The organism is Stutzerimonas stutzeri, assembly GCF_018138085.1.
Classification (GTDB): Bacteria; Pseudomonadota; Gammaproteobacteria; order Pseudomonadales; family Pseudomonadaceae; genus Stutzerimonas; species Stutzerimonas stutzeri_AI.
In genome coordinates, this window is the sequence record NZ_CP073105.1 from 3,952,795 (window position 1) to 3,978,018 (window position 25,224).

At 62.3% G+C, this 25,224-nt stretch carries 20 protein-coding genes and 3 tRNA genes; 11 read left to right on the forward strand and 12 right to left on the reverse strand.

The annotated features are described in order from the left end of the window. Positions 1-95 precede the first annotated feature (95 nt). Entirely contained in the window at positions 96-1,088 is a 993-nt protein-coding gene (locus KCX70_RS18230) for a GlxA family transcriptional regulator (RefSeq protein WP_102846586.1), read from the forward strand. 151 nt (positions 1,089-1,239) lie between these two features. Here the strand turns inward: KCX70_RS18230 and zapE are convergent, their stop codons facing one another. The 3 genes from zapE to KCX70_RS18245 form a co-directional block, all read right to left on the reverse strand. Next, complete coding sequence (gene zapE, locus KCX70_RS18235) at positions 1,240-2,334, reverse strand: cell division protein ZapE (protein ID WP_212618365.1); 1,095 nt, start codon at positions 2,332-2,334, stop codon at positions 1,240-1,242. Between the two features lie 151 nt (positions 2,335-2,485). After that, positions 2,486-3,844, reverse strand: a complete 1,359-nt coding sequence (locus KCX70_RS18240; RefSeq protein ID WP_212618366.1) for a tryptophan--tRNA ligase — start codon at positions 3,842-3,844, stop codon at positions 2,486-2,488. An 87-nt stretch (positions 3,845-3,931) separates the two neighbouring features. After that, positions 3,932-4,561, reverse strand: coding sequence for an alpha/beta hydrolase (locus KCX70_RS18245; RefSeq protein ID WP_021206368.1), 630 nt, complete (start codon positions 4,559-4,561; stop codon positions 3,932-3,934). Positions 4,562-4,810: 249 nt separating this feature from the next. Here KCX70_RS18245 and KCX70_RS18250 point away from each other — a divergent pair, with 249 nt between their 5' ends. After that, positions 4,811-5,242: a YhcB family protein gene (locus KCX70_RS18250; protein WP_021206367.1), complete on the forward strand. Its 432-nt coding sequence runs from the start codon at positions 4,811-4,813 to the stop codon at positions 5,240-5,242. Between the two features lie 36 nt (positions 5,243-5,278). Here KCX70_RS18250 and nadC read toward each other — a convergent pair whose 3' ends face one another. Next, the gene (gene nadC / locus KCX70_RS18255; RefSeq protein WP_212618367.1) at positions 5,279-6,127 is read right to left on the reverse strand and encodes a carboxylating nicotinate-nucleotide diphosphorylase; all 849 of its coding nucleotides are present in this window, start codon (positions 6,125-6,127) and stop codon (positions 5,279-5,281) included. A gap of 342 nt (positions 6,128-6,469) precedes the next feature. On the opposite strand from nadC, the gene KCX70_RS18260 reads away from it, so the two are divergent. The 3 genes from KCX70_RS18260 to KCX70_RS18270 all read left to right on the forward strand — a co-directional run bounded on the left by KCX70_RS18260 (position 6,470) and on the right by KCX70_RS18270 (position 10,459). Further along, positions 6,470-8,773, forward strand: a complete 2,304-nt coding sequence (locus KCX70_RS18260; RefSeq protein ID WP_212618368.1) for a DUF1631 domain-containing protein — start codon at positions 6,470-6,472, stop codon at positions 8,771-8,773. Between the two features lie 156 nt (positions 8,774-8,929). Then, the gene (locus KCX70_RS18265) at positions 8,930-9,103 is read left to right on the forward strand and encodes a DUF3094 family protein (RefSeq protein ID WP_021206364.1); all 174 of its coding nucleotides are present in this window, start codon (positions 8,930-8,932) and stop codon (positions 9,101-9,103) included. 60 nt (positions 9,104-9,163) lie between these two features. Further along, on the forward strand, positions 9,164-10,459 hold the full coding sequence (locus KCX70_RS18270; protein ID WP_021206363.1) for an NAD(P)/FAD-dependent oxidoreductase: 1,296 nt from the start codon (positions 9,164-9,166) through the stop codon (positions 10,457-10,459). A gap of 147 nt (positions 10,460-10,606) precedes the next feature. Here KCX70_RS18270 and KCX70_RS18275 read toward each other — a convergent pair. From KCX70_RS18275 to KCX70_RS23430, 7 genes are all read right to left on the reverse strand, one after another. Beyond that, positions 10,607-10,682, reverse strand: a tRNA-Lys gene (locus KCX70_RS18275). A gap of 5 nt (positions 10,683-10,687) precedes the next feature. Continuing rightward, positions 10,688-10,764, reverse strand: a tRNA-Pro gene (locus tag KCX70_RS18280). 9 nt (positions 10,765-10,773) lie between these two features. Further along, positions 10,774-10,849, reverse strand: a tRNA-Asn gene (locus KCX70_RS18285). 183 nt (positions 10,850-11,032) lie between these two features. Next, complete coding sequence (clpB, locus tag KCX70_RS18290; protein ID WP_212618369.1) at positions 11,033-13,603, reverse strand: ATP-dependent chaperone ClpB; 2,571 nt, start codon at positions 13,601-13,603, stop codon at positions 11,033-11,035. 259 nt (positions 13,604-13,862) lie between these two features. Further along, positions 13,863-14,597, reverse strand: coding sequence for a peptidoglycan editing factor PgeF (gene pgeF, locus KCX70_RS18295; RefSeq protein ID WP_212618370.1), 735 nt, complete (start codon positions 14,595-14,597; stop codon positions 13,863-13,865). Further along, the gene (gene rluD / locus KCX70_RS18300) at positions 14,594-15,568 is read right to left on the reverse strand and encodes a 23S rRNA pseudouridine(1911/1915/1917) synthase RluD (RefSeq protein WP_212618371.1); all 975 of its coding nucleotides are present in this window, start codon (positions 15,566-15,568) and stop codon (positions 14,594-14,596) included. Before rluD ends, pgeF begins: the two co-directional genes overlap by 4 nt. A gap of 13 nt (positions 15,569-15,581) precedes the next feature. Then, positions 15,582-15,710, reverse strand: coding sequence for a hypothetical protein (locus KCX70_RS23430; protein WP_021206788.1), 129 nt, complete (start codon positions 15,708-15,710; stop codon positions 15,582-15,584). 152 nt (positions 15,711-15,862) lie between these two features. On the opposite strand from KCX70_RS23430, the gene KCX70_RS18305 reads away from it, so the two are divergent. The 4 genes from KCX70_RS18305 (at position 15,863) to KCX70_RS18320 (ending at position 20,204) form a co-directional block, all read left to right on the forward strand. Then, on the forward strand, positions 15,863-16,870 hold the full coding sequence (locus KCX70_RS18305; protein WP_102853740.1) for an outer membrane protein assembly factor BamD: 1,008 nt from the start codon (positions 15,863-15,865) through the stop codon (positions 16,868-16,870). Between the two features lie 61 nt (positions 16,871-16,931). Continuing rightward, the gene (locus KCX70_RS18310) at positions 16,932-17,168 is read left to right on the forward strand and encodes a PP0621 family protein (protein WP_212618372.1); all 237 of its coding nucleotides are present in this window, start codon (positions 16,932-16,934) and stop codon (positions 17,166-17,168) included. Next, positions 17,158-18,750, forward strand: coding sequence for a sensor histidine kinase (locus KCX70_RS18315; RefSeq protein WP_021206785.1), 1,593 nt, complete (start codon positions 17,158-17,160; stop codon positions 18,748-18,750). The genes KCX70_RS18310 and KCX70_RS18315 overlap by 11 nt, the downstream gene beginning before the upstream one ends. A 113-nt stretch (positions 18,751-18,863) precedes the next feature. Next, on the forward strand, positions 18,864-20,204 hold the full coding sequence (locus tag KCX70_RS18320) for a sigma-54-dependent transcriptional regulator (RefSeq protein WP_102846589.1): 1,341 nt from the start codon (positions 18,864-18,866) through the stop codon (positions 20,202-20,204). Positions 20,205-20,309: 105 nt separating this feature from the next. Here the strand turns inward: KCX70_RS18320 and KCX70_RS18325 are convergent, their stop codons facing one another. Continuing rightward, positions 20,310-21,368 carry a DUF2333 family protein gene (locus KCX70_RS18325; RefSeq protein WP_102846734.1) on the reverse strand — a complete coding sequence of 353 codons (1,059 nt, stop codon included), beginning with the start codon at positions 21,366-21,368 and terminating at the stop codon, positions 20,310-20,312. Between the two features lie 214 nt (positions 21,369-21,582). On the opposite strand from KCX70_RS18325, the gene KCX70_RS18330 reads away from it, so the two are divergent. Then, positions 21,583-23,196, forward strand: coding sequence for a response regulator (locus KCX70_RS18330; RefSeq protein WP_212618374.1), 1,614 nt, complete (start codon positions 21,583-21,585; stop codon positions 23,194-23,196). A gap of 48 nt (positions 23,197-23,244) precedes the next feature. After that, positions 23,245-25,194 carry a methyl-accepting chemotaxis protein gene (locus KCX70_RS18335; protein WP_212618375.1) on the forward strand — a complete coding sequence of 650 codons (1,950 nt, stop codon included), beginning with the start codon at positions 23,245-23,247 and terminating at the stop codon, positions 25,192-25,194. The last annotated feature ends 30 nt before the right edge of the window (positions 25,195-25,224 follow it).

Consider the following 25,224-nt stretch of genomic DNA (forward strand, 5'->3'; position numbering starts at 1 on the left):
AGTCAGACCAAAAAATAAGACGCTCCCGCCGACCCACGGCAGTTTTACCCTGCTTTGTCCTTATAAAAACAAACGGAACCGGCAGAAGACAACGCATGCTCAGCGCCCAACCTTTGCGACGTATCAGCATTCTGGCAACCGATGGAGTTTTCGCATCCACTCTGCTGCATGCCAAGGATTTCTTTCACATGGCCAGCTTGCGGTATGGCAAGCAGCAGGGACTCGACCTTACTCCGGCGTTCGAAACCGTGCTGGTGAGCCCTGACGGACGTCCCGTCAGCACCTTCAGCGGCCCTCGTATCGAAGTGGACGGAGCGCTGGGCGAAGCCGATGCGGTCATCCTGCCGGCCTTCTGGGCGGATTTCGACGTGCTTTGCCAGCAGTACCCTCAAGTCGCGCCCTGGCTACAGGCGCGACACGCAGCGGGCAGCGCGATCTGCGGCGAAGCCTCGGGCGCGTTCTGGATGGCCGCCGCGGGATTGCTCGACGAGCGCGAAGCCACCACGCACTGGCGTTTCGCGCGGGAGTTCGCCGAGCGGTTCCCCAGGGTGTTGTTCGTCCAGGAAAAACACATGACCGACAGCGACAACCTGTATTGCGCAGGCGGCACGACCTCGGCCTGTGATCTGTACATGCATCTGGTCGAACGCTTCTGCGGCGCACACGTCGCGCAAGGCATGGCCCGAGACATTCTCTTCGAGGTGCAGCGCAACTACAGCCCTGGACGCATCGGTTTCGGCGGCCAGAAATTGCATCTGGACACTCGCGTCCTGCAGATTCAGGAATGGCTTGAAGAGCATTTCGCGGAGAAATTCCGCTTCGAGGACGTGGCGCGCGACCATGGCATGAGCATTCGCAACTTCATGCGGCGATTTCAGACGGCAACCGGCGACAAGCCGCTGCACTATCTGCAACGACTGCGCATCGAGACGGCGAAGACGCTGCTCTCCACCACCCGCAAGAGCATCAAGACCATCAGCTACGAAGTCGGCTACGACGATGCGAGCTTCTTCGCACGCTTGTTCCGCCAGCATACCGAGCTATCGCCGAACCAATACCGGCAGCAATATCGCTTGAAGAGCGGTTGAGGGCTGGAGGCTGGAGGCTGGAGGCTGGAGGCTGGATGAGTGTTGCGTAAGTCCTGGCGCTTTGCCCGGCGTCGAGAACGGGAGCGCCTTATTCGAGGCTGCCAGCTCGTTCAGCCTTTAGCCTCCAGCGCTCTCGCCGTCTTTTTTGCCGTCAGGGTTTGTGTGGGCGCGCCAGGTATTCATGCGACTGCATTTCCAGCAGGCGGCTCAGGGTGCGCTGGAATTCGAACTCCAGGCGGCCACCGGCGTAGAGGTCCTTCAGCTCGACCTCGGCGGAGAGGATCAGCTTGACGTTGCGGTCGTAGAACTCGTCAACCATGTTGATGAAGCGCCGCGCCATATCGTCCTTGGATACGTCCATCCGCTCGATGTTGGCCACCAGCACCGCATCGAAGATCTTGCCCAGTTCGATGTAATCGTTCTGGCTACGCGGACCGTCGCAGAGCTCGCGGAATTCGAACCAGCCGACGCCGCCCGCGGCCTTGCGCGCGATGATTTCGCGGTTTTCGATTATCAGCGCTTCGTTCTCCTGGACCCGGCATTGCTCCGGCAGCAAGCTGCGGAAGCTCTTCTCCAGGCTCTGCTCCGCCTCGGCATCCAGCGGGAAATGATAAAGCTCGGCCTGTTCCAGGGCGCGCAGGCGGTAATCAATGCCGCTGTCGACGTTGACGATCTCGGTGTGCTTCTTCAGTAGCTCGATCGCCGGCAGGAAGCGGGCGCGCTGCAAGCCGTCCTTGTACAGGCCGTCCGGGACGATGTTGGACGTCGCCACAAGGCTCACGCCGTTCTTGAACAGCTCCTCGAGCAGCGTCGCCAGGATCATCGCGTCGGTGATATCCGATACGAAGAACTCGTCGAAGCAGATCACTCGCGACTCGTCGGCAAAGCGCTTGCCGATGATGGTCAGCGGGTTCTTTTCGCCCTTGAGGGTGCGCATTTCCTCATGCACACGCTTCATGAAGCGGTGAAAGTGGGTGCGGGTTTTCTGCTCGAACGGCAGGGCATCGAAAAAGGTATCGACCAGATAAGTCTTGCCGCGGCCGACGCCGCCCCAAAAATAAATGCCCTTGACCGGTGCCGGCTGCTTCTTGCCGAACAGCTTGCCGAGCAGCCCGGACTTATGCCGATCTTCGGCCACCAGATCGTCGTACAGGCGCTGCAGATGACGCACCGCATTTTCCTGGGCGGCATCGTGAAAGAAATCGGGACGTTTCAGGTCTTCCTGATAGCGCTCAAGAGGGGTCATGGCGGGGTCTGGGTAGTGAAACGGGGCCGACACTTTAGCCGCGCCCTCGGTGGATGGCAATTTACGCAGGTCGTTCAAGCGCTTGAGCCTCAAGTGATACAGGGAATCGACGGCGGTTCGCCGCCAATGGCGACGGCGAACGCCGCAGGGGCTACACGCAGAGTGTCGCCAGTGCCTGGCGCAGGCGCAGCATGGCAGCGTCCAGCGCCTCTTCATCGGCGTAACCAGGGCTGTCGGCAATGCATTGCCCGTCCAGCCACAAGGTAAATTGATTACCTTCGTCGGCACGGAGTTCCAAGGCGTCCACGCCCTGGCCGATCAGGCGCTGAGTGATTCCGCCGATCGCCTTGGGATCGCCGAAGGGGCGTGACAGCAACAGCTCCTCGCCATCGGCCGCAAAAAAGCGGAAACGGAAGCTGCCGTCATCCTCGCGGAAGCTGGCGAAACGGGCCGCCTTGCCGCCTTTCTTCTTGGTCGGTGCGGCGCTGGTCACTTCGCTGCGGAAATTGCGCAGCCCGACCGCTTCGCGCAGCTCGCCCAGGAATGGCGTGGCCACCTTGCGCGCCTTGGCGGCACCCGCCTGCAGAATGTCCTCCAGCTCGCCGGGGCGCTGTATCAGCGCGTGATAACGCTCGCGCGCTTCGCCCAGTTCATCGTCGAGCAACTGGAACAGGCGCTGCTTGGCTTCGCCCCAAGCCAGCCCGTCGATCAACTCGGCACGGAACGCCGCCAGCTGCGTCGGCGTGGCGAACGCCTGGTAAATGGTGAACAGATGAGAATCGTCCGGGTCCTTGGGTTCGCCCGGCAGTTTCGAGTCGGTGACGATACGGGCGATGGTGCTTTTCAGCGCCTTGGGGCTGGCGAACAGCGGGATGGTGTTGTCGTAGCTCTTGGACATCTTGCGCCCGTCGAGTCCCGGCAGTGTCGCCACGCCCTCTTCGATCACGGCAGCGGGAAGGGTGAACAACTCCCTGCCTTTGCCGAACAGGTGGTTGAAGCGCTGGCCGATGTCGCGGGCCATTTCCACGTGCTGAATCTGGTCGCGGCCAACCGGGACCTTGTGGGCGTTGAACATGAGAATGTCGGCCGCCATCAGCACCGGGTAGCTGAACAGCCCCATGGTGATGCCGGCGTCCGGATCCTCGCCTAGCTCGACGTTCTTATCCACCGAAGCCTTGTAGGCATGGGCGCGGTTGAGCAGGCCCTTGCCGGCGACACAGGTCAACAACCAGGTCAGCTCGGGGATTTCCGGGATATCGGATTGGCGATAGAAGGTCACGCGCTCGGCATCCAGGCCGCAGGCCAGCCAGGTGGCGGCGATCTCCAGCCTCGATTGCTGGATGCGCACAGGGTCGTCGCATTTGATCAGCGCATGGTAGTCGGCGAGGAAGTAGAAGGAGTCGGCATCGGCCGCCCGGCTGGCCACGATTGCCGGCCGGATCGCCCCGGCATAGTTGCCCAGATGAGGCGTGCCGGTAGTGGTGATACCGGTAAGGATTCGGGTTTTCATACGATCATCTCGATTCAATCAGCGCTAGCGAGCCGCGAAGGGTCACACGATGGCTCGCCGGCAACCGTCCGGGCAATTGCCGACCTGCTAGGCCAGCCGTGGCGCCACCAGTTCTTTGAGGTCCACCAGCTTGCCGTGGAAAAAGTGGCCGCATTCTGCCACTTTCAGCAGTTCATGGGGACGGCCAAGCGCATCGGAGAATGCGTGCACCGAGGCGGGGTCGATCACCTCGTCGTCGTCCGGCTGGATGATGGTCAACGCGCACTGCTCGGCCAATGGCAAGCCGTCCAACCGCGAGACTGCCGGCGCGATCATGAAGAGGCGTTTCAGTGACTCGCCACGCGCCTCGAGCCGGCCGGCCAGCGCCGCCGCAACGAAACCACCGAAGGAAAAGCCCAGCAGCGTCAGCGGCAGCCCCGGGTGCCGGTCGCGCAGCCAGCGCAACGCCGCTTCGGCGTCGTCGACCTCTCCGGTATTCATATCATGATCTCCGGCGCTTGCCCCGACGCCGCGGAAATTGAAGCGCAGCGTGGCATACCCGGCGTCACGCGCCGTGCGCTGCAGTGTAGAGACCACCTTGTTGAGCATGGTCCCGCCCTTGACCGGGTTGGGATGGCAGATCAGCGCCAGGCCGCGCGCATCGGGCTGATCGAAATGCAGGCCTTCCAGCACGCCGGCGGGACCCTCGATGGAAATGGTGTTTTCACGTTTCAACAAAGTAACTCCGTGACCTTGGGGCTCGTCGACTCGTCTTGCTTACACGTCGCCTGAGGCCGCTTCGCAGTGCGTCGCGGTATACAGGGCAGGTACGAGACGTTAACGTATCAGGCCGTGGGAAAACCACTGCCCAGGGCGGTGCAGTACCCGGACATCAGCCGCGTTCTGGCCTGAAGCCACTGCGCCTGATCTCCACCACATGTTTTTTCACGGCCTGCATTGCAAGCCGTTCATATAGAGGAAGTACTCGTGGAACAGACCCTCGCGACCTGGTTGCTCCCCATCGTCGGTGTGATTGCCGGCATCGCTATCGGCTATCTGATTGCGCGAAACAGCGCACCGAACAGCACACAGCGTCAGGTGGATGAGCTGCAGGAGCGCTTCGATACCTACCAGAGCGAAGTGGTCACCCACTTCAATACGACCGCCAGCCTGTTGCGCAAGCTGACCAATAGCTATCAGGACATGCAGGATCATCTGTCCGAGGGCGCCGACAAACTCGCTCTCGATGAACAGACCCGTCAGCGTCTGCTCGCCGCGCTGCACAGCGAAGAAAGCCACGGCCATCGGGAACGCCTCAACTCGCCGACCTTCACCGAGCCGCCGAAGGACTACGCACCGAAAGATGCCGACGTACCGGGCACGCTGCATGAGAATTTCGGCCTGAAGAGCAAGCACTGAGCGAATCGGCGGCGCCTCCGCGCCGCCTTCCACGCATCACTGCCGTAGACGCATCGACAGATCGATCGCCCGAACATGCTTGGTCAGGGCGCCGATCGAAATGTAATCCACCCCGGTTTCGGCGATCGCACGCAGCGACTCGTCGTCGATCCCGCCCGACGCCTCCAGCTTCGCCCTTCCGGCCGCCATACCCACCGCGACTCGCATGTCGGCGAGACTCAGCTCGTCGAGCATGACCACATCGGCACCGGCCCGCAGGGCCTGCTCCAGCTCGTCAAGATTCTCCGCCTCGACTTCCACAGGCTTGCCAGGTGCAATCCGGTGAGCAGCCGCAACGGCCTCGCCGATTCCGCCGCTGGCGGCAATGTGATTTTCCTTGATCAGGAAGGCATCGTAGAGACCGATTCGATGGTTATGGCAGCCGCCGCAGGTGACGGCGTATTTCTGCGCCAGACGCAAACCGGGCAAGGTCTTGCGGGTGTCGAGCAGGCGCACGCCCGTACCTTCGACGAGATCGGCATAATGCCGGCAGCGCGTGGCGACGCCCGATAACGTCTGCAGGAAATTCAGCGCGGCGCGTTCTCCGCTGAGCAGTGCCCGCGCAGGCCCCTCGATATGAAACAGGACGCGATCGGCCATAACCCGCTCGCCATCGACGACCTGCCAATGCACGGCCACTCGCGGATCCAACTGCCGGAACACGGCATCCACCCACGCCGTGCCACTGATCACCGCCTGCTCGCGAGTGATGACCGCAGCATGCCCAAGCCGCTCGGCGGGGATCAGTTGCGCAGTGATGTCACCGGTTCCAACATCCTCGCTCAGCGCTTTACGTACATTGCTCTCAATTTCAGCGGACAGGTCCGCTAGAGTGATATTGGTCACGACGAGCTCCCTATGAAATCGGTAAGAGTATAAGGCGTAGGCTCGCCAGCGAGCAGCATGCCAGACCGTTGCCGACAACCGCTCTGACCGCCGTATTCGAGGCGCAGGAAGAAGCTGACCGTCTGTAGGAAATACCGCTGAGTATCTGTGAGCCGTGTCATATCCAAAACAAAACCGCGCTAGGCTAACGAATAAGATGCATATAATGCCGCTAGAAATTGACGCCACTGGAATGGCGGCTTCTCGCCATTAAATTCACATGCCGTTGCTCCCGTCTGTAATCAACGGCATGCTACCTGTTCATTGAGCGCGCTTGATCAGCTAGGCGACCGGAGAGTCTCGATGCGAACCGATGGGAAAGTGGTGCACCTGAAGGCCGCCCCTGAGCAAAAGCCGACCTCGACGGCAGGCAGATTGCCGGTCGCGCTTATCAGCGTGCGCGATAAAGCCGCGCAGCAGTTGCGGTTGGCGTTGCAAACGCTCTTCGACAATGCCGACGACTCGCTCTTCGAGATTGCCGATCGCGCCACCAGCAATGCCGAACAGAACGCTTTTTTCGAAGCCATGCGCGACCTGCGCATGAAGCGGCGCGGTATCGAACGCAGCTTCCTTCAGCAGGTTTTCGAATCCTTCGCCAAGCTCAACCAGTACGAAATCGGCAAGCCCGCCCAACAGGAGGCGTCGTTCGACAGCCTGGCCCTGGTACAGAACGACGAGCTGGAAGAGTCAGTCGCGATCGACACCATGGTCGCCAAGGTGATGAGCCGCGCCAGCCAGCCGCTTAGCCATCTGACCACTCGCATGAACGTGCTGGTCAGCCGAAAGCTCGATGACAAGAACAACCCGCTGGGTCCACAGCAGCTGTGTGAGTATTTTCTCGACGCCTGCCATAGCCTTGGCGTCGAGATCAAGGTCAAGCTGATCATCCTGAAGCTGTTCGAGCGCTACGTACTCGCCGACCTCGAACAGCTCTACGCCGAATCGAACCAGATCCTGGTCGCGGCTGGCATTCTGCCGGAACTGCAATCCATGCCACCGCGCCGCTCGACGAGCCGTCCAGGCGCGCCGGGCAGAGCCGCGCCGCGGTCCGCAGCGGGCGCTGGCGAAGCATCGCCGACCTATGCGAACGACGATGTCCAGGAAGCGTTCGGCAGCCTGCAAGCACTGCTCTCGGAGTTGCGCGGCAGTGCACTGCCGGCCCGAAACCTGCCGAGCGACGCCGTCCCGATATCCAGCAATGACCTGATGCGACTGCTCTCGCACCTGCAGTCGCGCGCCCCTCAACAGATCGACGAATATGACCTGCAAGCTCAGCTCGAGCAACTGCTGCACCGGGTCAGCGCCAAGAGCGGCAAGTCACGGGTGGTCGGCGAGGTCGACGAAGACGTCATCAACCTGGTGTCGATGCTGTTCGAATTCATTCTCGACGATCGCACCCTGCCGGACTCGCTCAAAGCACTGATCGGTCGCCTGCAGATCCCGGTCCTGAAAGTCGCGGTGCTGGACAAGACCTTCTTCAGCCGGGGCAGCCACCCGGCCCGACGCCTGCTCAACGAGATCGCCTCGGCCGCGATGGGCTGGGTCGACCAGGACGAGACTCAACGAGACAGCCTGTACCAGAAGATCGAGCAAGTCGTGTCCCGCCTGCTCAACGACTTCGTCGACGATCCGACGATCTTCTCCGAACTGCTTGCCGACTTCCTGGCCTTCACTGGCGACGAACGTCGTCGCAGCGAACTCCTCGAACAACGCACGCGGGACGCCGAGGAAGGCCGTGCCAAGGCGGAAATGGCGCGCAAGGAAGTCGAACATGCGCTCAATCAGCGCCTGCTGGGTAAGACCCTGCCGGAGGTGGTGGTCCGCCTGCTGCAAGAAGCCTGGAGCAAAGTCCTTCTGCTGACATGCCTCAAGCACGGCACCCAGTCGGAACAGTGGCAGGCCGCGCTGACCACCATGGACGATCTGATCTGGAGCGTGACACCGCACGAGGCGCCCGAAGCCCGGGCGCGGCTGCTGGAACTGGTTCCCAGCCTGCTGAAAAATCTGCGCGAGGGCTTGGCCAGCGCAGCGTTCGACCCCTTCTCCACCAGCGATTTCTTCACCCGGCTCGAAGCGTTGCACGTCCAAACGCTGCAGCAACTCAACCCGACCATCGAACCGGCGCCCGCAGCACTAGCCAGGGATACCGGCTCGCACGACAGGCTTTTCACCGAACAGAAACTGGAGCTGCCGCCGCGCGAAGAACCCGCCGAGGAGGCCGTCACCCTCGCCCCGATGGTCGAAGTCAACGAGGAGATCATCCTGTTGGCTCCTGGCGAAAGCCGCGAGCAGGAACCGGAGATCAATCTGGCCGACAACGACGAGGCGCTCACCCAGGTCGATAATCTGCGCGTCGGCAGTTGGGTGGAATTCCAGGAAGACGAGGATCACAAGCTTCGCTGCAAGCTTGCCGCAATCATCAAACCCACGGGGAAATATATCTTCGTCAACCGCACCGGGATGAAGGTGCTGGAAAAGACCCGAACGGGACTAGCCATCGAATTTCGTCGCGGTGCGATTCGCCTGCTCAATGATGCGTTGCTTTTCGACCGCGCGCTGGAATCGGTGATCGGCAACCTGCGCAGCCTGAAGCATAACGGGCGCTAGGCCGGCGATCGCCGCGCCCTCGGACCTGGCTCCGTCTGATTGACGGGGTCCGCATCCCGCAACGCTTTTGCACGCGAGCCAGCGCGCTCCACCGCCGCTGCGCTTGGCTTTTGTCGTCGCACCGCTAGAATGCCCGCATTCCCTTTCGAGGTGCCTATGCCCAGCCGCCTGAATCCAGAAGACCAGAAACGCGTCGATCAGTACCTCAGCGCGCCTCAGCACCAAGTCGAGCGCCGGCCATTCAGGCCCTGGCTGCTCCTGGTGCTGGTTCTGGTCGTAGTCGTTGGCCTGGGCCTGCTGAGCCGCCTCCTGAGCGGGCTGGTGACATGACCGTCGCCGCCCTGCCCCTCGCACTCGACCGAATTCCGCAAAGCCTTATGAGTTCATTCCATGACACATCGCATCGTAATCGTCGGCGGCGGCGCCGGCGGCCTGGAGCTTGCCACCCGCCTGGGTAGAACCCTGGGCAAGCGCGGCAAGGCCCGCATCACGCTGATTGACGCCAACCTGACGCACATCTGGAAGCCCCTTCTGCACGAGGTGGCCGCCGGCTCGCTGAATTCGTCCGCCGACGAACTCAATTACGTCGCCCAAGCCAAATGGAACCACTTCGAGTTCCAGATGGGCCGCATGTGCGGCCTGGAGCGCGAGCGCAAATGCGTTCACCTGGCCCCATCGTTCGACGAGCATGGCATCGAGCTGGTGCCGGCCCGCACACTCGCCTATGACACTCTGGTGATCGCCGTCGGTAGCACGACCAATGACTTCGGCACCAAGGGCGCCGCAGAGCACTGCATCTTCCTCGACACCCGTGAGCAGGCCGAGCGCTTTCATCGCCACCTGCTCAGCCACTACATGCGCGCCCACGCCAGCGAAGGCCGCCAAGGCACCATCAACATGGCCATCGTCGGTGCCGGCGCAACAGGGGTCGAGCTGGCTGCCGAACTGCACCATGCCGCACGCGAACTTGCCGCCTATGGACTGGACGGCATCAAGCCGGAAGACGTCCATATCACGCTCATCGAAGCCGGCCCACGCGTCCTGCCAGCGCTACCGGAGCGCATCAGCCAACCCGTGCACCAGACGCTTGGCAACCTGGGCGTCACCGTGCTCACCGACGCCGCGGTCAGCGAAGTGACCGAAGAAGGTCTGCACACAACGAACGGCGACTTCGTACCCGCGACATTGAAGGTATGGGCAGCGGGTATCCGGGCGCCGAGCTTCCTGCATGAACTGGACGGCCTGGAGACCAACCGGATCAACCAGCTGCAAGTGCTGCCGACGCTACAGACCACCCGAGACGAGGATATATTCGCCTTCGGCGACTGCGCCGCCTGCCCACAGCCAGACAGTGATCGCAACGTTCCGCCGCGAGCCCAGGCAGCGCACCAGCAGGCTTCGCTGCTGGTCAAATCGCTGTCCCGGCGTCTGCGTGGAGAGAGTCTGCCGAGCTATCGTTACCGCGACTACGGCTCGCTGATCTCGCTGTCGAGCTTTTCCGCAGTCGGCAACCTGATGGGCAACCTCACCGGCAACGTCATGCTGGAGGGGTGGCTGGCGAGGATGTTCTATGTTTCGCTGTACCGGATGCACCAGATCGCGCTGTATGGCGTCGCGCGCACGGGACTGATGATGATCGGCGACAAGCTCAGTACCAGCACCGTACCCCGCCTCAAGCTGCATTGAGATAGCCAGCGTGACAGCGCCTCCCCTTTCAGGAGGCGCTGGAAGCCTGGGCCTTCAAGGCAGGCGCCAGCCCCGAATGACAGGCAATAAAAAAACCGGAAGATCCGCTCGGGATCTTCCGGTTTCTTTGGCCTTGTTCAGGCGGTTTGGTGGGTCGTGTAGGATTCGAACCTACGACCAATTGGTTAAAAGCCAACTGCTCTACCAACTGAGCTAACGACCCAAAATTGGTCGGGGTAGGGGGATTCGAACTCCCGACATCCTGCTCCCAAAGCAGGCGCGCTACCGGACTGCGCTATACCCCGATTGGAAATTGGCTCCGCGACCAGGACTCGAACCTGGGACCCAATGATTAACAGTCATTTGCTCTACCGACTGAGCTATCGCGGAACTATCACTTCCAGCTCCTCGGATGGCTTGCTGTACTGCCTTGCAAACCCCCCTCAGAGGCGCGCCATTTTACGGTTCTCGACGCGCCTGTCAACAGAAAAAATGCGATTTACTACAATACGTTGCGAGCGACATCGGAGCGTCGGCAGAGCCGCCCTCCGCGGACGACTCTGCCGGCCCCACTCAGGCCTTGGCGAAATGTATTTCGTCGCCCTCCACCTTGCCGACGATCGACGAACCCGGCTCGAACGCACCAGACAGTATGTTCTGCGCCAGCGGGTTCTCGATCCAGCGCTGAATGGCGCGTTTCAGCGGCCGTGCGCCATAGACCGGGTCGTAGCCCACCGCGACCAGCTTGTCCATGGCCTCGTCACTGAACTCCAGGCTCAGATCACGCTCTGCCAGACGTTGCCGCAGGCGCCCCAGCTGGATCTGCGCAATGCCCGCTATTTGCTCTCGTGCCAGCGGATCGAACACCACCACTTCATCGATTCGGTTGATGAACTCCGGCCGGAAGTGGCTGCTCACCGCGTCCATGACGGCCGCGCGCTGTGCATCCGGATCGCCCACCAGTTCCTGGATCTGGCTCGAGCCCAGGTTCGAGGTCATCACGATCACCGTATTGCGGAAGTCCACCGTGCGGCCGTGACTGTCGGTCAGTCGCCCATCTTCGAGCACCTGCAGCAGGATGTTGAAGACATCTGGGTGCGCCTTCTCGACCTCGTCCAGCAGCACCACCGAATACGGCTTGCGGCGCACCGCCTCGGTCAGGTAACCGCCCTCCTCGTACCCCACGTAGCCCGGCGGGGCACCGATCAGACGCGCCACCGAATGCTTCTCCATGAACTCGGACATGTCGATGCGGATCATCGCCTCTTCGGTGTCGAAGAGGAATTCGGCCAGCGCCTTGCACAGTTCGGTCTTGCCCACGCCGGTCGGGCCGAGAAAGAGGAAGGAGCCGCTGGGGCGGTTCGGATCGGCCAATCCCGCACGCGAACGACGCACCGCATTGGCGACCGAGACTACCGCATCGTGCTGCCCGATCACGCGCTGGTGCAGCAGGTCTTCCATCTTCAGCAGCTTCTCGCGCTCGCCCTCGAGCATCTTCGACACTGGAATGCCGGTCCACTTCGACACGACTTCGGCGATTTCCTCGTCCGTCACGCGATTGCGCAACAGCTGGTTTTCCGTCTTGCCGTGCTGGTCGACCATCTGCAGGCTGCGTTCCAGGTCGGGGATGATGCCGTACTGCAACTCGGCCATCCGCGACAGGTCGCCCTTGCGCCGCGCAGCCTCGAGATCGGCCTTGGCCTGCTCGATCTTCTGCTGCATCTGAGCGGAGCCCTGCACTTCGGCCTTTTCGGACTTCCAAATTTCCTCGAGATCGGCGTACTCACGCTCCAGCTTGACGATTTCGTCGTCCAGCTTGGCCAGGCGCTTCTTGGTCGCTTCGTCGTCTTCGTTCTTCAGCGCCTCACGCTCGATCTTAAGCTGGATCAGACGCCGGTCCAGGCGATCCAGCTCCTCCGGTTTGGAGTCGATCTCCATGCGGATACGGCTGGCCGCCTCGTCGATCAGGTCGATGGCCTTGTCCGGCAATTGCCGGTCGGTGATGTAGCGATGCGAGAGCTTAGCCGCCGCGATGATCGCGCCGTCGGTAATGGAAACACCGTGGTGCACTTCGTAGCGTTCCTTCAGGCCGCGCAGAATGGCAATGGTGTCTTCCTCGCTTGGCTCGTCGACCTGCACACGCTGGAAACGCCGCTCCAGCGCCGCATCCTTCTCGATGTACTGGCGATATTCATCGAGCGTGGTCGCGCCGACGCAATGCAACTCACCCCGAGCCAGCGCTGGCTTGAGCATGTTGCCGGCGTCCATGGCGCCCTCGGCTTTGCCGGCGCCCACCATGGTGTGCAGCTCGTCGATGAACAGAATGACGCGCCCCTCCTGCTTGCTCAGCTCGTTGAGCACTGCCTTGAGGCGTTCTTCGAACTCGCCGCGGAACTTGGCGCCGGCGATCAGCGAGCCCATGTCCAGCGCCAGCAGGCGCTTGTCCTTGAGCCCATCGGGCACTTCGCCATTGACGATACGCTGGGCCAGCCCTTCGACGATGGCGGTCTTGCCGACGCCGGGTTCACCGATCAGCACGGGGTTGTTCTTGGTGCGCCGTTGCAGCACCTGAATGGTCCGCCGAATCTCGTCATCGCGGCCGATCACCGGATCGAGCTTGCCCTCCTCGGCGCGCTTGGTCATGTCGACGGTGTATTTATCCAGCGCCTGACGCGACTCTTCTGCATTGGGGTCGTTGACGGCATCGCCACCGCGCAGGTTGCTGATGGCATTCTCCAGCGCCTTCTTGCTCACGCCCTGAGCCAGCAAGAGCTTGCCCAGGCGGGTATTGCTATCGAGCGCCGCGAGCAGTACCAACTCGCTCGAGATGTACTGATCGCCTTTCTGTTGCGCCAGGCGGTCGGCCTGATTGAGCAGGCGCGCCAGATCTTGCGACATATTCATGTCGCCCGTCGGGTTCTGCAGTTTCGGCAGTTGGTCGAGCTCCTTGGTCAGCGCCTGGCGCAGGCCATTGATGTCGAAACCCACCTGCATCAACAGTGGCCGAATCGACCCGCCCTGCTGGTCGAGCAACGCCTGCATCAAATGCAGCGGCTCGATAGACGGATGATCGAGGCCGACCGCGATGGACTGAGCGTCGGAAAGCGCAAGCTGCAGCTTGCTGGTCAAACGATCGATACGCATGTCATCACCTTTTCTGGTTAGGCAGGCCGGCGCATTCAATCGCACCTCGACAAAAGCCTGCGAGATGGAACTTAGATAAGGTTGATTGTTGGAGATTCAAGCCAGGTGGCATTGATCCAAGTCAGCCCCGGCACTTGTTTCCGGGGCGGGCCAGCAGGCCGGACACTCACCCCAACCGCAGCCAGAGGCAGCTCCTACAAAAAGCACCGCAACCACCTGTAGGAGCAGGTTCTACCGGCGACAAAGCCGTCGCGACGATTCAGTCGAGCCAGATCAGACTGACGAAACGGCCGGTACGGGCTGCACGGCGATAGGAATAGAAGCGAGGGTCGCCCACGGTGCAGTAGCCACCACCGAAGACGGCGGTGACGCCGCAGGCAGCCAGATGCAGCCGGGCAAGCCGATAGATGTCAGCCATGTAACGGCCGGCATTGCAGCTGGCGGAAAAGGCATCGGCGGCCGCGGCATGCCGGGACACGAAGGCGTCGCGCACTTCCGGCCCCACCTCGAACGCATCGGGCCCGATTGCCGGACCGAGCCAGGCCAGCAGTTGGTCCCCAGGAATTGCCATTGCCGCCACGGTCGCCTCGAGCACCCCGCCGGCCAACCCGCGCCAGCCGGCATGCGCCGCGGCTACCCGGGAACCTGCGCGATCACTGAAGAGTACCGGCAGGCAATCGGCGGTCAGCACCGCACAGGCGATGCCGGCTTCACCCGTCCAGCTGGCATCGGCGGTGGGACGGTGTCGAGGATCGGCTTCGATTGCGGTACTCGAATGCACCTGATTCATCCAGGCAGGCTCGCAGCCGAGCACCCGCTGCAGCTGTTGCCGATTGGCGACCACGGCGTTCGGGGCATCGCCGACGTGGTCGCCGAGGTTGAAGCTGTCGAAAGGCGCCTGACTGACCCCGCCCCCACGCGTGGTGACACACGCCCGAACGCGCGACGGCGCTGGCCACTCGGGAAGAATCCAGTCGCCAGGCCTGTCGCTCATCCTACGAACGCCTCGCGGTCCTGCTGCAGCAAGGTCAACAACCAGACGAAATCATCGGGCAATGGCGATTCCCACTTCATCCGTTCACCACTGATCGGATGATCCAGTTCGAGAAAACGCGCATGCAGCGCCTGACGCGGAAAATCCTTCAGGGTCTGCACCATGGTCGGATTGGCTGCGGGAGGGATGCGGAAACGCCCGCTGTAGAGCGGGTCGCCTACCAACGGATAACCGATGTGCGTCATGTGTACGCGAATCTGGTGCGTACGCCCGGTTTCCAGCTTGACCCGGACATGGGTGTGCGAGCGGAAGCGCTCCAGCACACGATAATGGCTCACCGCGGGCTTACCGCCCTCGACCACCGCCATGCGCTGGCGCTGTTGGCCATGGCGTCCGATCGGTGCGTCAACGGTACCACCGGTAATGATCACGCCGATCACGATGGCCTCATAAATGCGGCTGACGCTGCGCGCCTGCATCTGCTCGACCAGGCGCGTCTGTGCCTGTAGCGTCTTGGCGACGACCATCAGCCCGGTGGTGTCCTTGTCCAATCGATGAACGATGCCTGCGCGCGGCACGTTGATGATGTCGGGCACATGATGCAGCAGCGCATTGAGCAGCGTGCCGTCGGCGTGTCCCGCTGCCGGATGCACCACGAGACCGGCCGGCTTGTTCAGCACGAGGATGTGCTCGTCCTCGAACACGATATCCAGTGCAATGTCCTGCGCCACCCATTCGCCCTGAGCCTGCTGCTCGGCAGACAGCTCCAGAATGGCACCTGCATGCACGGTGTCGCGAGGACGCAGCACGTCGCCGTCGACCGTGAGCCGTCCTTCCTTGATCCAGGCTGCCAGACGCGAGCGCGAATGCTCCGAGAACAGTTGCGCCGCAACCTGGTCGAGGCGCTGCCCGCCAAGGTCGAACGGCACCTCGGCACGAAGATGGATGGCCTGAGTGGAGAGCGTGGACATAATTAAGGGCGCTTCATAAGTAGGAAGAGGCAAAACGCTGCGGTTCGGCTAACGAAATGGCGATCAGGCAGTGGCTGGCAAACAGGAGCGCAATACCTGGGCGGCTGGCTTGCCGCGCGAAGGGCAGCTCGACGACGGGCATGCACGCTTCGTGCAGTGGCACGGGTGGAGCTTTTGGTTTCAGCCACAGGCTTGTGTTTAAATACGGCGTCTTTGTCCCGGCCAGCCGGGGCGCCCATCATAACAGGACGGCTCCGCGCGAGACAGCCAGCCGTCACAGGGACGCAAGCCGCCATGCAAGTGAAACACCTGCTGCTGATCGCCATTTTCGCCCTAAACGCTGCCTGTTCATCCAACGAAACCATTAGCGAAAACCTTGGCGAAGCGGAACTGTACCGGCAGGCACAGGCCGACCTGGACAGCAAGAGCTACACCAGCGCCATCAACAAGCTGAAGGCCCTGGAGTCACGCTACCCCTTCGGCCGCTTCGCCGAACAGGCGCAGCTGGAACTGATCTACGCCTACTACCGCAACACCGAACCGGAAGCCGCGCGTTCCTCCGCCGAGCGCTTCATCCGCCTGCACCCACAGCATCCCAGCGTCGACTACGCCTACTATCTGAAAGGATTGGCGTCCTTCGATCAGGATCGCGGACTGCTGGCGCGGTTCCTGCCGTTGGACATGACCAAGCGCGACCCGGGCGCTGCGCGTGACTCGTTCAACGAATTCGCACAACTGACCACACGCTATCCCAATAGCCGCTACGCGCCGGATGCCAAGGCTCGCATGATCTACCTGCGCAACCTGCTGGCCGCCAACGAGATCCATGTCGCCGACTACTACTTGCGCCGCCAGGCTTACGTAGCGGCCGCCAACCGAGGCCGTTACGTCGTGGAAAACTTCCAGGGTACCCCTTCGGTCGGCGACGGGCTGGCGGTGATGACCGAGGCCTATCAGCACATGGGGCTGAACGAGCTCGCCGATAGCAGCCTGGAAACCCTCAAGCTCAACTATCCGGACCATCCCAGCCTCGACGGCGGCGAGTTCGTACCGCGGGAAAAGGAGGAGGACAACCGCAGCTGGCTGTCCCGTGCAACCCTCGGGTTGATCGAGACCGAAACCAAGGCGCCAGACGTCTCCCAATCCAACCGCGACGTGGTGCGCCAGTATGAGAATGCCGCCCAGGATCTTCCTGATGAACTGCGCCCGGTATTGAAAGAAGCGGAAGCTGACGCGGCCAGCGAAGAGCAACGCAAGAGCCGCTCCTGGTGGAGCTACCTGACCTTTGGCCTGTTCGACTGATCGCCCTGTCGCAGCCTGCCGAATCCGGCAGGCCCTCACGGCTTAGCCAGGAAGTAGAAATATGGGGCTGTTTCGTCTGTTGTTCTGGATCATCCTGATCGCTGCCGCCATCTGGCTATGGCGTCGCCTGACCAACAAACCGACATCGACCGGCAAGACGCAACAGACCACCGTGACCATGGTCCGCTGTGCCGAATGCGGCGTGCACCTGCCTCGGGAACAGGCGCTGCAGCGTCATGACCACTGGTACTGCAGCCAGGCGCATCTGGACCAGGGCAGCGCTTCGGGTGGCCACTGAGAGCCTGACGTTTCTCGGTCACCAGGGCCGGCGAATCCTCCGGCTCTATCACCTCTATCGCGTCGCGATCGGCCTGGTGCTGGTACTGCTCATCAGCAGCGACCTGCACAACGACCTGATGCACATGAGCAACCCGGCGGCGTTTCACTACGGCGCCTGGCTGTACCTGATTCTCAACATCCTCGTCGCGGTACTGCTGCAGAATCCCAAGCGCGAACTACCGGTGCTGGCCCTTGCCCTGCTGGATGTGACCCTGCTGGCGGCCCTGTTCTATTTTGCCGGCGGCACGCCAAGCGGAATCGGCAACCTGCTGATTGTCGCAGTCGCCATTGCCAATATCCTGCTGCATGGCCGCATCGGCTTCTTCATCGCCGCAGTCGCCGCTACCGGCCTCATCTACCTGACGTTCTATCTCAACCTCAGCGATAGCGCCGCAAGCAGTCAGTATGTTCAGGCTGCGGCACTCGGCACGCTTTGCTTTGCCGCCGCGCTGCTGGTGCAAGGGCTGACGAGGCGACTACAGGTCAGCGAGAGCCTGGCACGTCAGCGCGCCGAGGAAGTCGCCAATCTCGAAGCCTTGAACGCTCAGATCCTGCAGCGAATGCGCACCGGAATCCTCGTGCTCGATCCGCAGGAACGCGTACTGCTTGCCAATCAGGGCGCGCTGGAATTGCTTGGTCAACAAGACCTGACCGGCGAACGCCTGGCCCCTCGCTGCCCCGACCTGCTCAAGGCCTTGCAGCAATGGCGCGATAACCCAACCCTGCGGCCACGCAACTTCAAGGCAATACCGGACGGCGCCACGCTGCAGCCGAGTTTCGCCATGCTGCAGCATGGCGTGAAGCAGGACACGCTGGTTTTCCTCGAGGACATCTCGCAGATCACGCAGAAGGCGCAGCAGCTCAAACTCGCGTCCCTCGGCCGACTGACCGCCAGCATCGCCCACGAGATCCGCAATCCCCTTGGCGCCATCAGCCACGCCGCGCAGCTTTTGCAGGAGTCCGAAGCACTGGACGCCGCTGACTTGCGCCTTACGCAAATCATCCAGGATCACTCGCGGCGCATGAATCTGGTCATCGAGAACGTGCTGCAGCTCTCGCGCCGTCGCCAGGCCGAACCACAACTACTCGACCTGAAATACTGGATTCATCGATTCGCCAGCGAGTTTCGCGAAAGCCTACCTGCCAATCAGCGCCTGCACGTGGAAACCCAGGGCAGCTCGCTGCAGACCCGCATGGACCCCAACCAGCTCATCCAGGTATTGACCAACCTGGTGCAGAACGGCCTGCGCTACAGCGGCCAGCAGCATCAGCAGGCTCAGGTATGGCTGCGCGTGTTTCGCGACGAGACCAGCGACCTGCCGGTGCTCGAGATACTCGACGACGGCCCGGGAGTGGCACCCGAACAACTGCAGAATATCTTCGAGCCATTCTTCACCACCGAAAGCAAGGGCACCGGCCTGGGCCTGTATATTTCCCGCGAGCTCTGCGAAAGCAATCAGGCGCGTCTGGACTATCGTCAACGAGATGAAGGCGGCAGTTGTTTCCGCATCGTCTTCGCTCACCCACGCAAGCTGGGCTGAGGCCAACCGAGGGGCAACAGGTCACACATCGACCACCGTGGCGGTACAAATCACGCCCGGCGGCGTTAACATTGCGGCCCGCGCCATCCATCGTCAGCTAAAAGACCAAGACCATGACCGCCCGCCAGAAAGCGTTGATTATCGATGACGAACCCGATATCAGGGAACTCCTGGAGATCACCCTCGGGCGCATGAAGCTCGACACCCGCAGCGCCCGCAACCTCAAGGAAGCACGCGAGTGTCTGGCGCGTGAGCACTACGATCTCTGCCTCACCGACATGCGCCTGCCCGATGGCTGCGGGCTGGAGCTGGTGCAATTCATCCAGCAGCAATACCCGCAATTGCCCGTAGCGATGATCACCGCCTACGGTAGCCTCGACACCGCGATCGGCGCGCTCAAGGCCGGTGCTTTCGATTTCCTGACCAAGCCGGTGGATCTGGGCCGTCTGCGCGAGCTGGTGAATACCGCGCTCCGGCTTCGCAGCCCGAACCCCAACGCGTTATCGGTCGACAACCGCTTGCTCGGCGCGTCGCCGCCGATGAACCTGCTGCGCAAACAGATCGGCAAACTGGCGCGCAGCCAGGCACCGGTCTATATCAGCGGCGAATCCGGCAGCGGCAAGGAGCTGGTGGCGCGACTGATCCACGAACAAGGGCCACGCCACGAGCGGCCCTTCGTTCCGGTCAACTGCGGCGCAATCCCTTCGGAGTTGATGGAAAGCGAGTTCTTCGGACACAAGAAGGGCAGTTTCACCGGTGCCATGGAAGACAAACCGGGACTGTTCCAGGCGGCCAACGGCGGCACCTTGTTCCTCGACGAAGTAGCCGACCTTCCCCTGCCGATGCAGGTCAAGTTGCTCCGAGCGATCCAGGAAAAGGCTGTGCGTGCGGTCGGGGGCGCCAAGGAGGTGGTGGTCGATGTGCGGATTCTCTGCGCCACCCACAAAGACCTCGCCAGCGAAGTCACCGCGGGCCGTTTTCGCCAGGACCTCTACTACCGCTTGAACGTCATCGAGCTGCGCGTGCCACCCCTGCGTGAACGTCGCGAAGACATCGCGCAGCTGGCCGACGTCATGCTTCATCGCCTCGCCAGCGATTGTGGCGATACCGCAGCGCGGCTGCATCCCGATGCGTTGGCGAAGCTGCAAAGCTACCGGTTCCCGGGCAACGTACGCGAGCTGGAAAACATGCTGGAGCGCGCCTACACGCTCTGCGAGGGTGAGGAGATCAAACCCAGCGACCTGCGCCTCTCTGACGCGCCGGGCATACCGGAGCATGGCGAAGCGAGTCTGGCGCAGATCGACAATCTGGAAGATCACCTCGAAGAGGTAGAGCGCAAGCTGATCATGCAGGCGCTGGAAGAAACACGCTGGAACCGCACCGCCGCCGCTCAGCGGCTGGGTCTGTCGTTCCGTTCCATGCGTTATCGCCTGAAGAAACTCGGGCTGGATTGAGCAAGGCTGGAGGCCGTCCAGTGTACGAGCCCCAGCCAGACGCTCTTCAAGCCGCCCTCACTCGCCCAGCTTTCCAGCCTTCAGCGCTTCGATCGTCTTCCCGTCTCACCCCTGCGTCAGCAGATTGCGCAAATCGATGATCGCCGCGTTGGCACGCGAAATGTAGTTGGCCATCACCAGCGAATGGTTGGCCAGCACGCCATAACCGCTGCCGTTCAGCACCATCGGGCTCCACAGGGGTTCCTGCGCCGCTTCAAGCTCGCGAATGATCTGCCGCACACTGATCGCCGCGTTCTTCTTCGCCAGCACGTCGGCGAAATCCACCTCGATCGCGCGCAACAGATGGGACAGGGCCCACGCTTGCCCTCGCGCTTCATAGAAGACGTTGTCGATCTGCAACCACGACGTCTCGACACGCTCCTCCTCGAGCACCTGCTGGCCGCGCTCTGGCGCCTGCTCCGGGGCTGCGCCCTGGGTATCCAGACGTACTCGGCCGACACTGGCCGACAGCCGCTGCGATAGCGAACCCAGCCGCGTACCCACATCACCCAACCAGTTATTGAGGTTGTCGGCGCGCGAGTAGAACTGCGCCTTGGGCGCCGGATCGCTCAAACGCGCGAGGTAACGATCCAGGTAGCGAATACCGTTACGGTATTCCGACTCACTGGCAGGCAATGCCCAGCTACGATTGTCGAAATTGAACAACGGCTCGGCTTTCGACAGATCGGCATCCTCGGTCGACTGCGACTGAGACCGGGCGAAATCCTTGCGCAGCGCACGGCTGAGATCGCGCACCTGAACCAGCACGCCGTATTCCCAGCTGGGCATGTTATCCAGCCACAGGCCGGGAGGAGCGACGTCATTGGTCAGATAGCCGCCCGGCTTGTCCAGCAGCGTGCTGGCCACGCGCTTGAGCGTCTCAACAGTCGTGTAACCGTTGACGATCTGCCGCTGCGAACCATCGGCCGCCTGGCGCACGTGCTGCTGAACAGCAAAGCGGTCTGGCTCGGAACTCCAATACCAGCCAATCAGCAGCGCCACCAGCAGATAGAGCCCGACCACCACAGCCAGCGCCAGTACCAGCGGATTGCGACCCGCCCCTTCCGCTCTGGCGGTGTTTCCCGACGAGCCGAGGCGGCCAAGGCGGTTCTTCCAATCCAACATGAGCATCAGTCCTTCTTTCGGAATTCAAGATTTCGACCACCGGCACTGAAAGGCGTCGCGGCCTGTGAACCACTATAACGCAGCTGGTCCTCGGCGAGCCTCATAATGAGAACCAGGCCGCCTATACAGTGCCTTCGCAACGGCCATAACAGTGGTAGCATGAGGCCACTACGCAGCCTCTGAACGCACTGTGCAGCGGGCCAGGGAACCGGACATGTCGGATCAGGAAGAACTGAAGCAACACTTCGCGCAAAGAGTCATTCACCAGGCACGTGAGGTGCTCGAGGTCTGGCAGCAGCTGCAACGCAGCGAGTGGAACGACAGCTATCGCACCGCGCTCGCCGATGCCAATCAGCGCTTGCGGCGCTTCGCCGAACGCTTCGACCAGGCCGAGCATCGGCAGCTCGCCATGGGCATCGACGACTGCCTGGTCGACATCAACGACAACCGCGGGCGCCTGTCGAGCCACACCATCGCCACGCTCAGCCAACTGGTCTACCGGCTCGCGCGCACCGGCCTCAATCATGGAGACCCGCGCGGGCAATCCGGTTACGTCCCGCCGCTGAGCAAACCCGTGTACATCGCGCTGCAAGACCATGAGCGAGCCAGCCACGTGGTGCGCCAGCTCGAATTCTTCAGCATGACGGCACGGGCATTCGCCACCGACAGCGAGTTCCGCGCGGCCATGTATGAACGCCACCCGGCCGCCCTGGTCATGGACGTAGATTTCAACGGTCCCGGTGAAGGCCTGAAACTCGCCGAACGCGTGCAGCAAGGACTCGAAGACAAGCTGCCGTTGATTTTCTTCAGCCATGCGGAGACGGACACGCCCATGCGCCTGGCCGCCGTACGGGCCGGAGGGCTGGAATTTTTCACCGGCGCGCTCGACGCATCCAGCCTGCTGGAGAAGATCGAAATCTTCACCCGCACCGCTCATTACGAGCCCTTTCGGGTGCTCATCATCGACGACTCGCGCGCCCAGGCGACGCATACCGAACGGGTCCTGAACAACGCCGGCATAATCACCCGGACGCTCAACGAGCCGATCCAGGCCATCACCTACCTGGCTGACTTCCAGCCGGACCTGATCATCCTCGACATGTACATGCCCGAGTGCATGGGCACCGAGCTGGCCAAGGTCATCCGCCAGCATGAGCGCTATGTGAGCGTACCGATCATCTATCTGTCGGCCGAGGACGACCTGGACAAACAGCTGGATGCGATGAACGAAGGGGGCGATGACTTCCTGACCAAGCCGATCAAGCCCAGCCACCTGATCGCCACGGTCCGCACCCGCGCCGAGCGAGCCCGCAACCTGAAGGCCAGAATCGTGCGCGATAGCCTCACGGGGCTCTACAACCATACGCACAGCCTGCAATTGCTCGAAGACGCCAGTTCGCGAGCACGCCGCGACGGCCGCTCTCTCTGTTTCGCCATGATCGATATCGATCACTTCAAAAAGGTCAACGACACCTACGGGCACCCCATGGGCGACCGCGTGATCAAAAGCCTCGCCCTATTCCTCAAGCAGCGCCTGCGCAAGACCGACCATATCGGCCGCTATGGCGGCGAGGAGTTCGCGGTGGTGCTGCCCGATACCTGTGCGCGAGATGCCGTGAAGGTCCTTGACGAAATACGCCAGCGCTTCGCCGAGATCCGCTATCCAGCGCAACCGGCCGATCTCTCCTGTACCTTCAGCTGCGGCATCGCCGAACTCGCCCCCGATACCGATATCAAGTCGCTGACCCAACAGGCAGACGAAGCGCTCTATCGCGCCAAGCACGGCGGCCGTAACCGCGTCGAGCGGTACACCCTGTCACAGGAGTGACATCAGATAGCCATATATTGCTGACCTCCACATTGCCCGGAGGTCAGGATGCGCCTGAAGTCGCTAACCACGCTCAACACCTTGCTGCTCGTGACCATCTGTCTCGCGCTCGGCGCCACGCTGTGGTGGTCGGAACAGGCGTTGGGGCGCCCCTATGCGCTGATGGAGCGTTACCTCAACCTCTCCCAACGCTTCCAAACCGAGGTCGCGAGCAATATCCAGGGCTATCTGAGCAGCGGCGATGCGCTGCAACACAAAGCGGCGGTGACAGCGCTCGAGCAGCTCGCCCCCAGCGTCCGCACACTGCCGGAGACCTTTGCCGAACGACTGCAGCCAAGCCTGGAACAACTCCAGCGGTTCACGGCAACCGAACTCCTGGCGGCAGGCAAACTGGCGGGCGATCCGACCGGCCTGCTGTCGCAAGCCGAGCGCGAGATGGCTGGAGCGCTGGAGCAACTCGACCAGTACGCCATGAGCAGCGACGATCCCGCAGCGGCCCGTTACCGGCAGCCGCTGTTCGAAGCGAGCCGCCAGCTGCTTCGCCTCAGCCACGCGCGAGCCAAACTGAGCGACGGTAGCAGCGACGCCGAGCTGGCGTTGCAGTCACTCGACAAAACCATGGCAACGCTGGATGCGCTGCCGCTGCTGGGCGTCATGAGCGAGCAGGCGTCCGGCGCCAGCACCTTCGCTGCCTTGCTGGACCTCGACACCTCGACGTCGGAACAGACAACGGAAGATAGAGGAACCGCACTCAAGCGCGAGCTCGCCAGCCTGATCAAGCGCTACCCCGGCGAACTCCAGCGCACACGCGCGCTGATCGAACAACGGGCACAGCTGATGCTAGCGACCGGCCAGCGAGTTGCCGCGCTGCAATCGGCGCTGGACGAGCTGGAACCCGAGATTCGCAAGGAGTACGGCCGAATCCAGGCGGAGGTGCGCCTGATCCAGGGGGCGATCATCGTTCTCATCCTGCTGATCGCATTGGCCATCGATCGCTTACAACGGCGACTGACCCGGTCACTGGGGCAACTGGTGCCCTCGCTTTGTACCTGGGCCAGCGGCGACTTTCGCGACCCCATCGTCCTGCGCACCAATACGCGGGAACTGACAGAAATCGAGGGCTCGCTCGGTCAGTTGCGCGGCTACTTGCTAACACTGGTCGGCACGCTGCGCCAGCACGCGGGGGCCGTCACCGGTAACAGCCGCAGCCTGGCCGAGCTGAGCGGCGATCTGCACCAGAGCGCCAGCGATCAGAGCAGCGATACCCGGCAGATTCGAGACGCCTTGGAAGAGCTGGAAGCGACCATCCGCGAAGTCGCCCGCGGCGCCGAACAGACAGCCGATGCCGGGCGCGCAGCGGGCCAGGCCGTCAATCAGGGGCAGGCGGTCATTCGCAACAGCCTGACCGGGCTGCATGACCTGGTCAGCGAAGTGCAGGACAACGCCTCGGCCATCGGTCGCCTGGCCGACGAGACGGGCACCATCGGCAAAGTCCTGACGGTGATTCGCTCGATCGCCGAGCAGACCAACCTGCTGGCCCTGAACGCCGCGATCGAAGCCGCCCGAGCAGGCGAGCAGGGCCGCGGCTTCGCCGTGGTCGCCGATGAGGTGCGCACGCTTGCTCAACGCACCAGTGGCGCCACCGAGGAGATTCAGTTACTGATCGGTGGGCTGCAATCCGCCGCGCAACAATCGGTACAGGCCATGCGCACCCAGGTCGTCCACGCCGAGGCGACCGCCGAGCTGGCCGAAACCGCCGATGCCGCACTCAACCAGATCGTCGTCACCATCGGCTCGATCGAACAGATGGCCGCGCAGATCGCGCTTGCCACCGCCCAACAGGGTGAGGCGGTAAGCGAGATCCGCGGCCACAGCGAACGTATCCATCAGCTCGGCGACCGCAACCTGAAGCACATCAGTCAAGGCCGCGCGCAAAGCGAACAGATGCTGCATCTGGCCGGCGAGCTGAATCAGGCCACCCAGGCCTTCCAGGGCTGAACACGCTCACGGCAGCCGCGCTCATAGCAC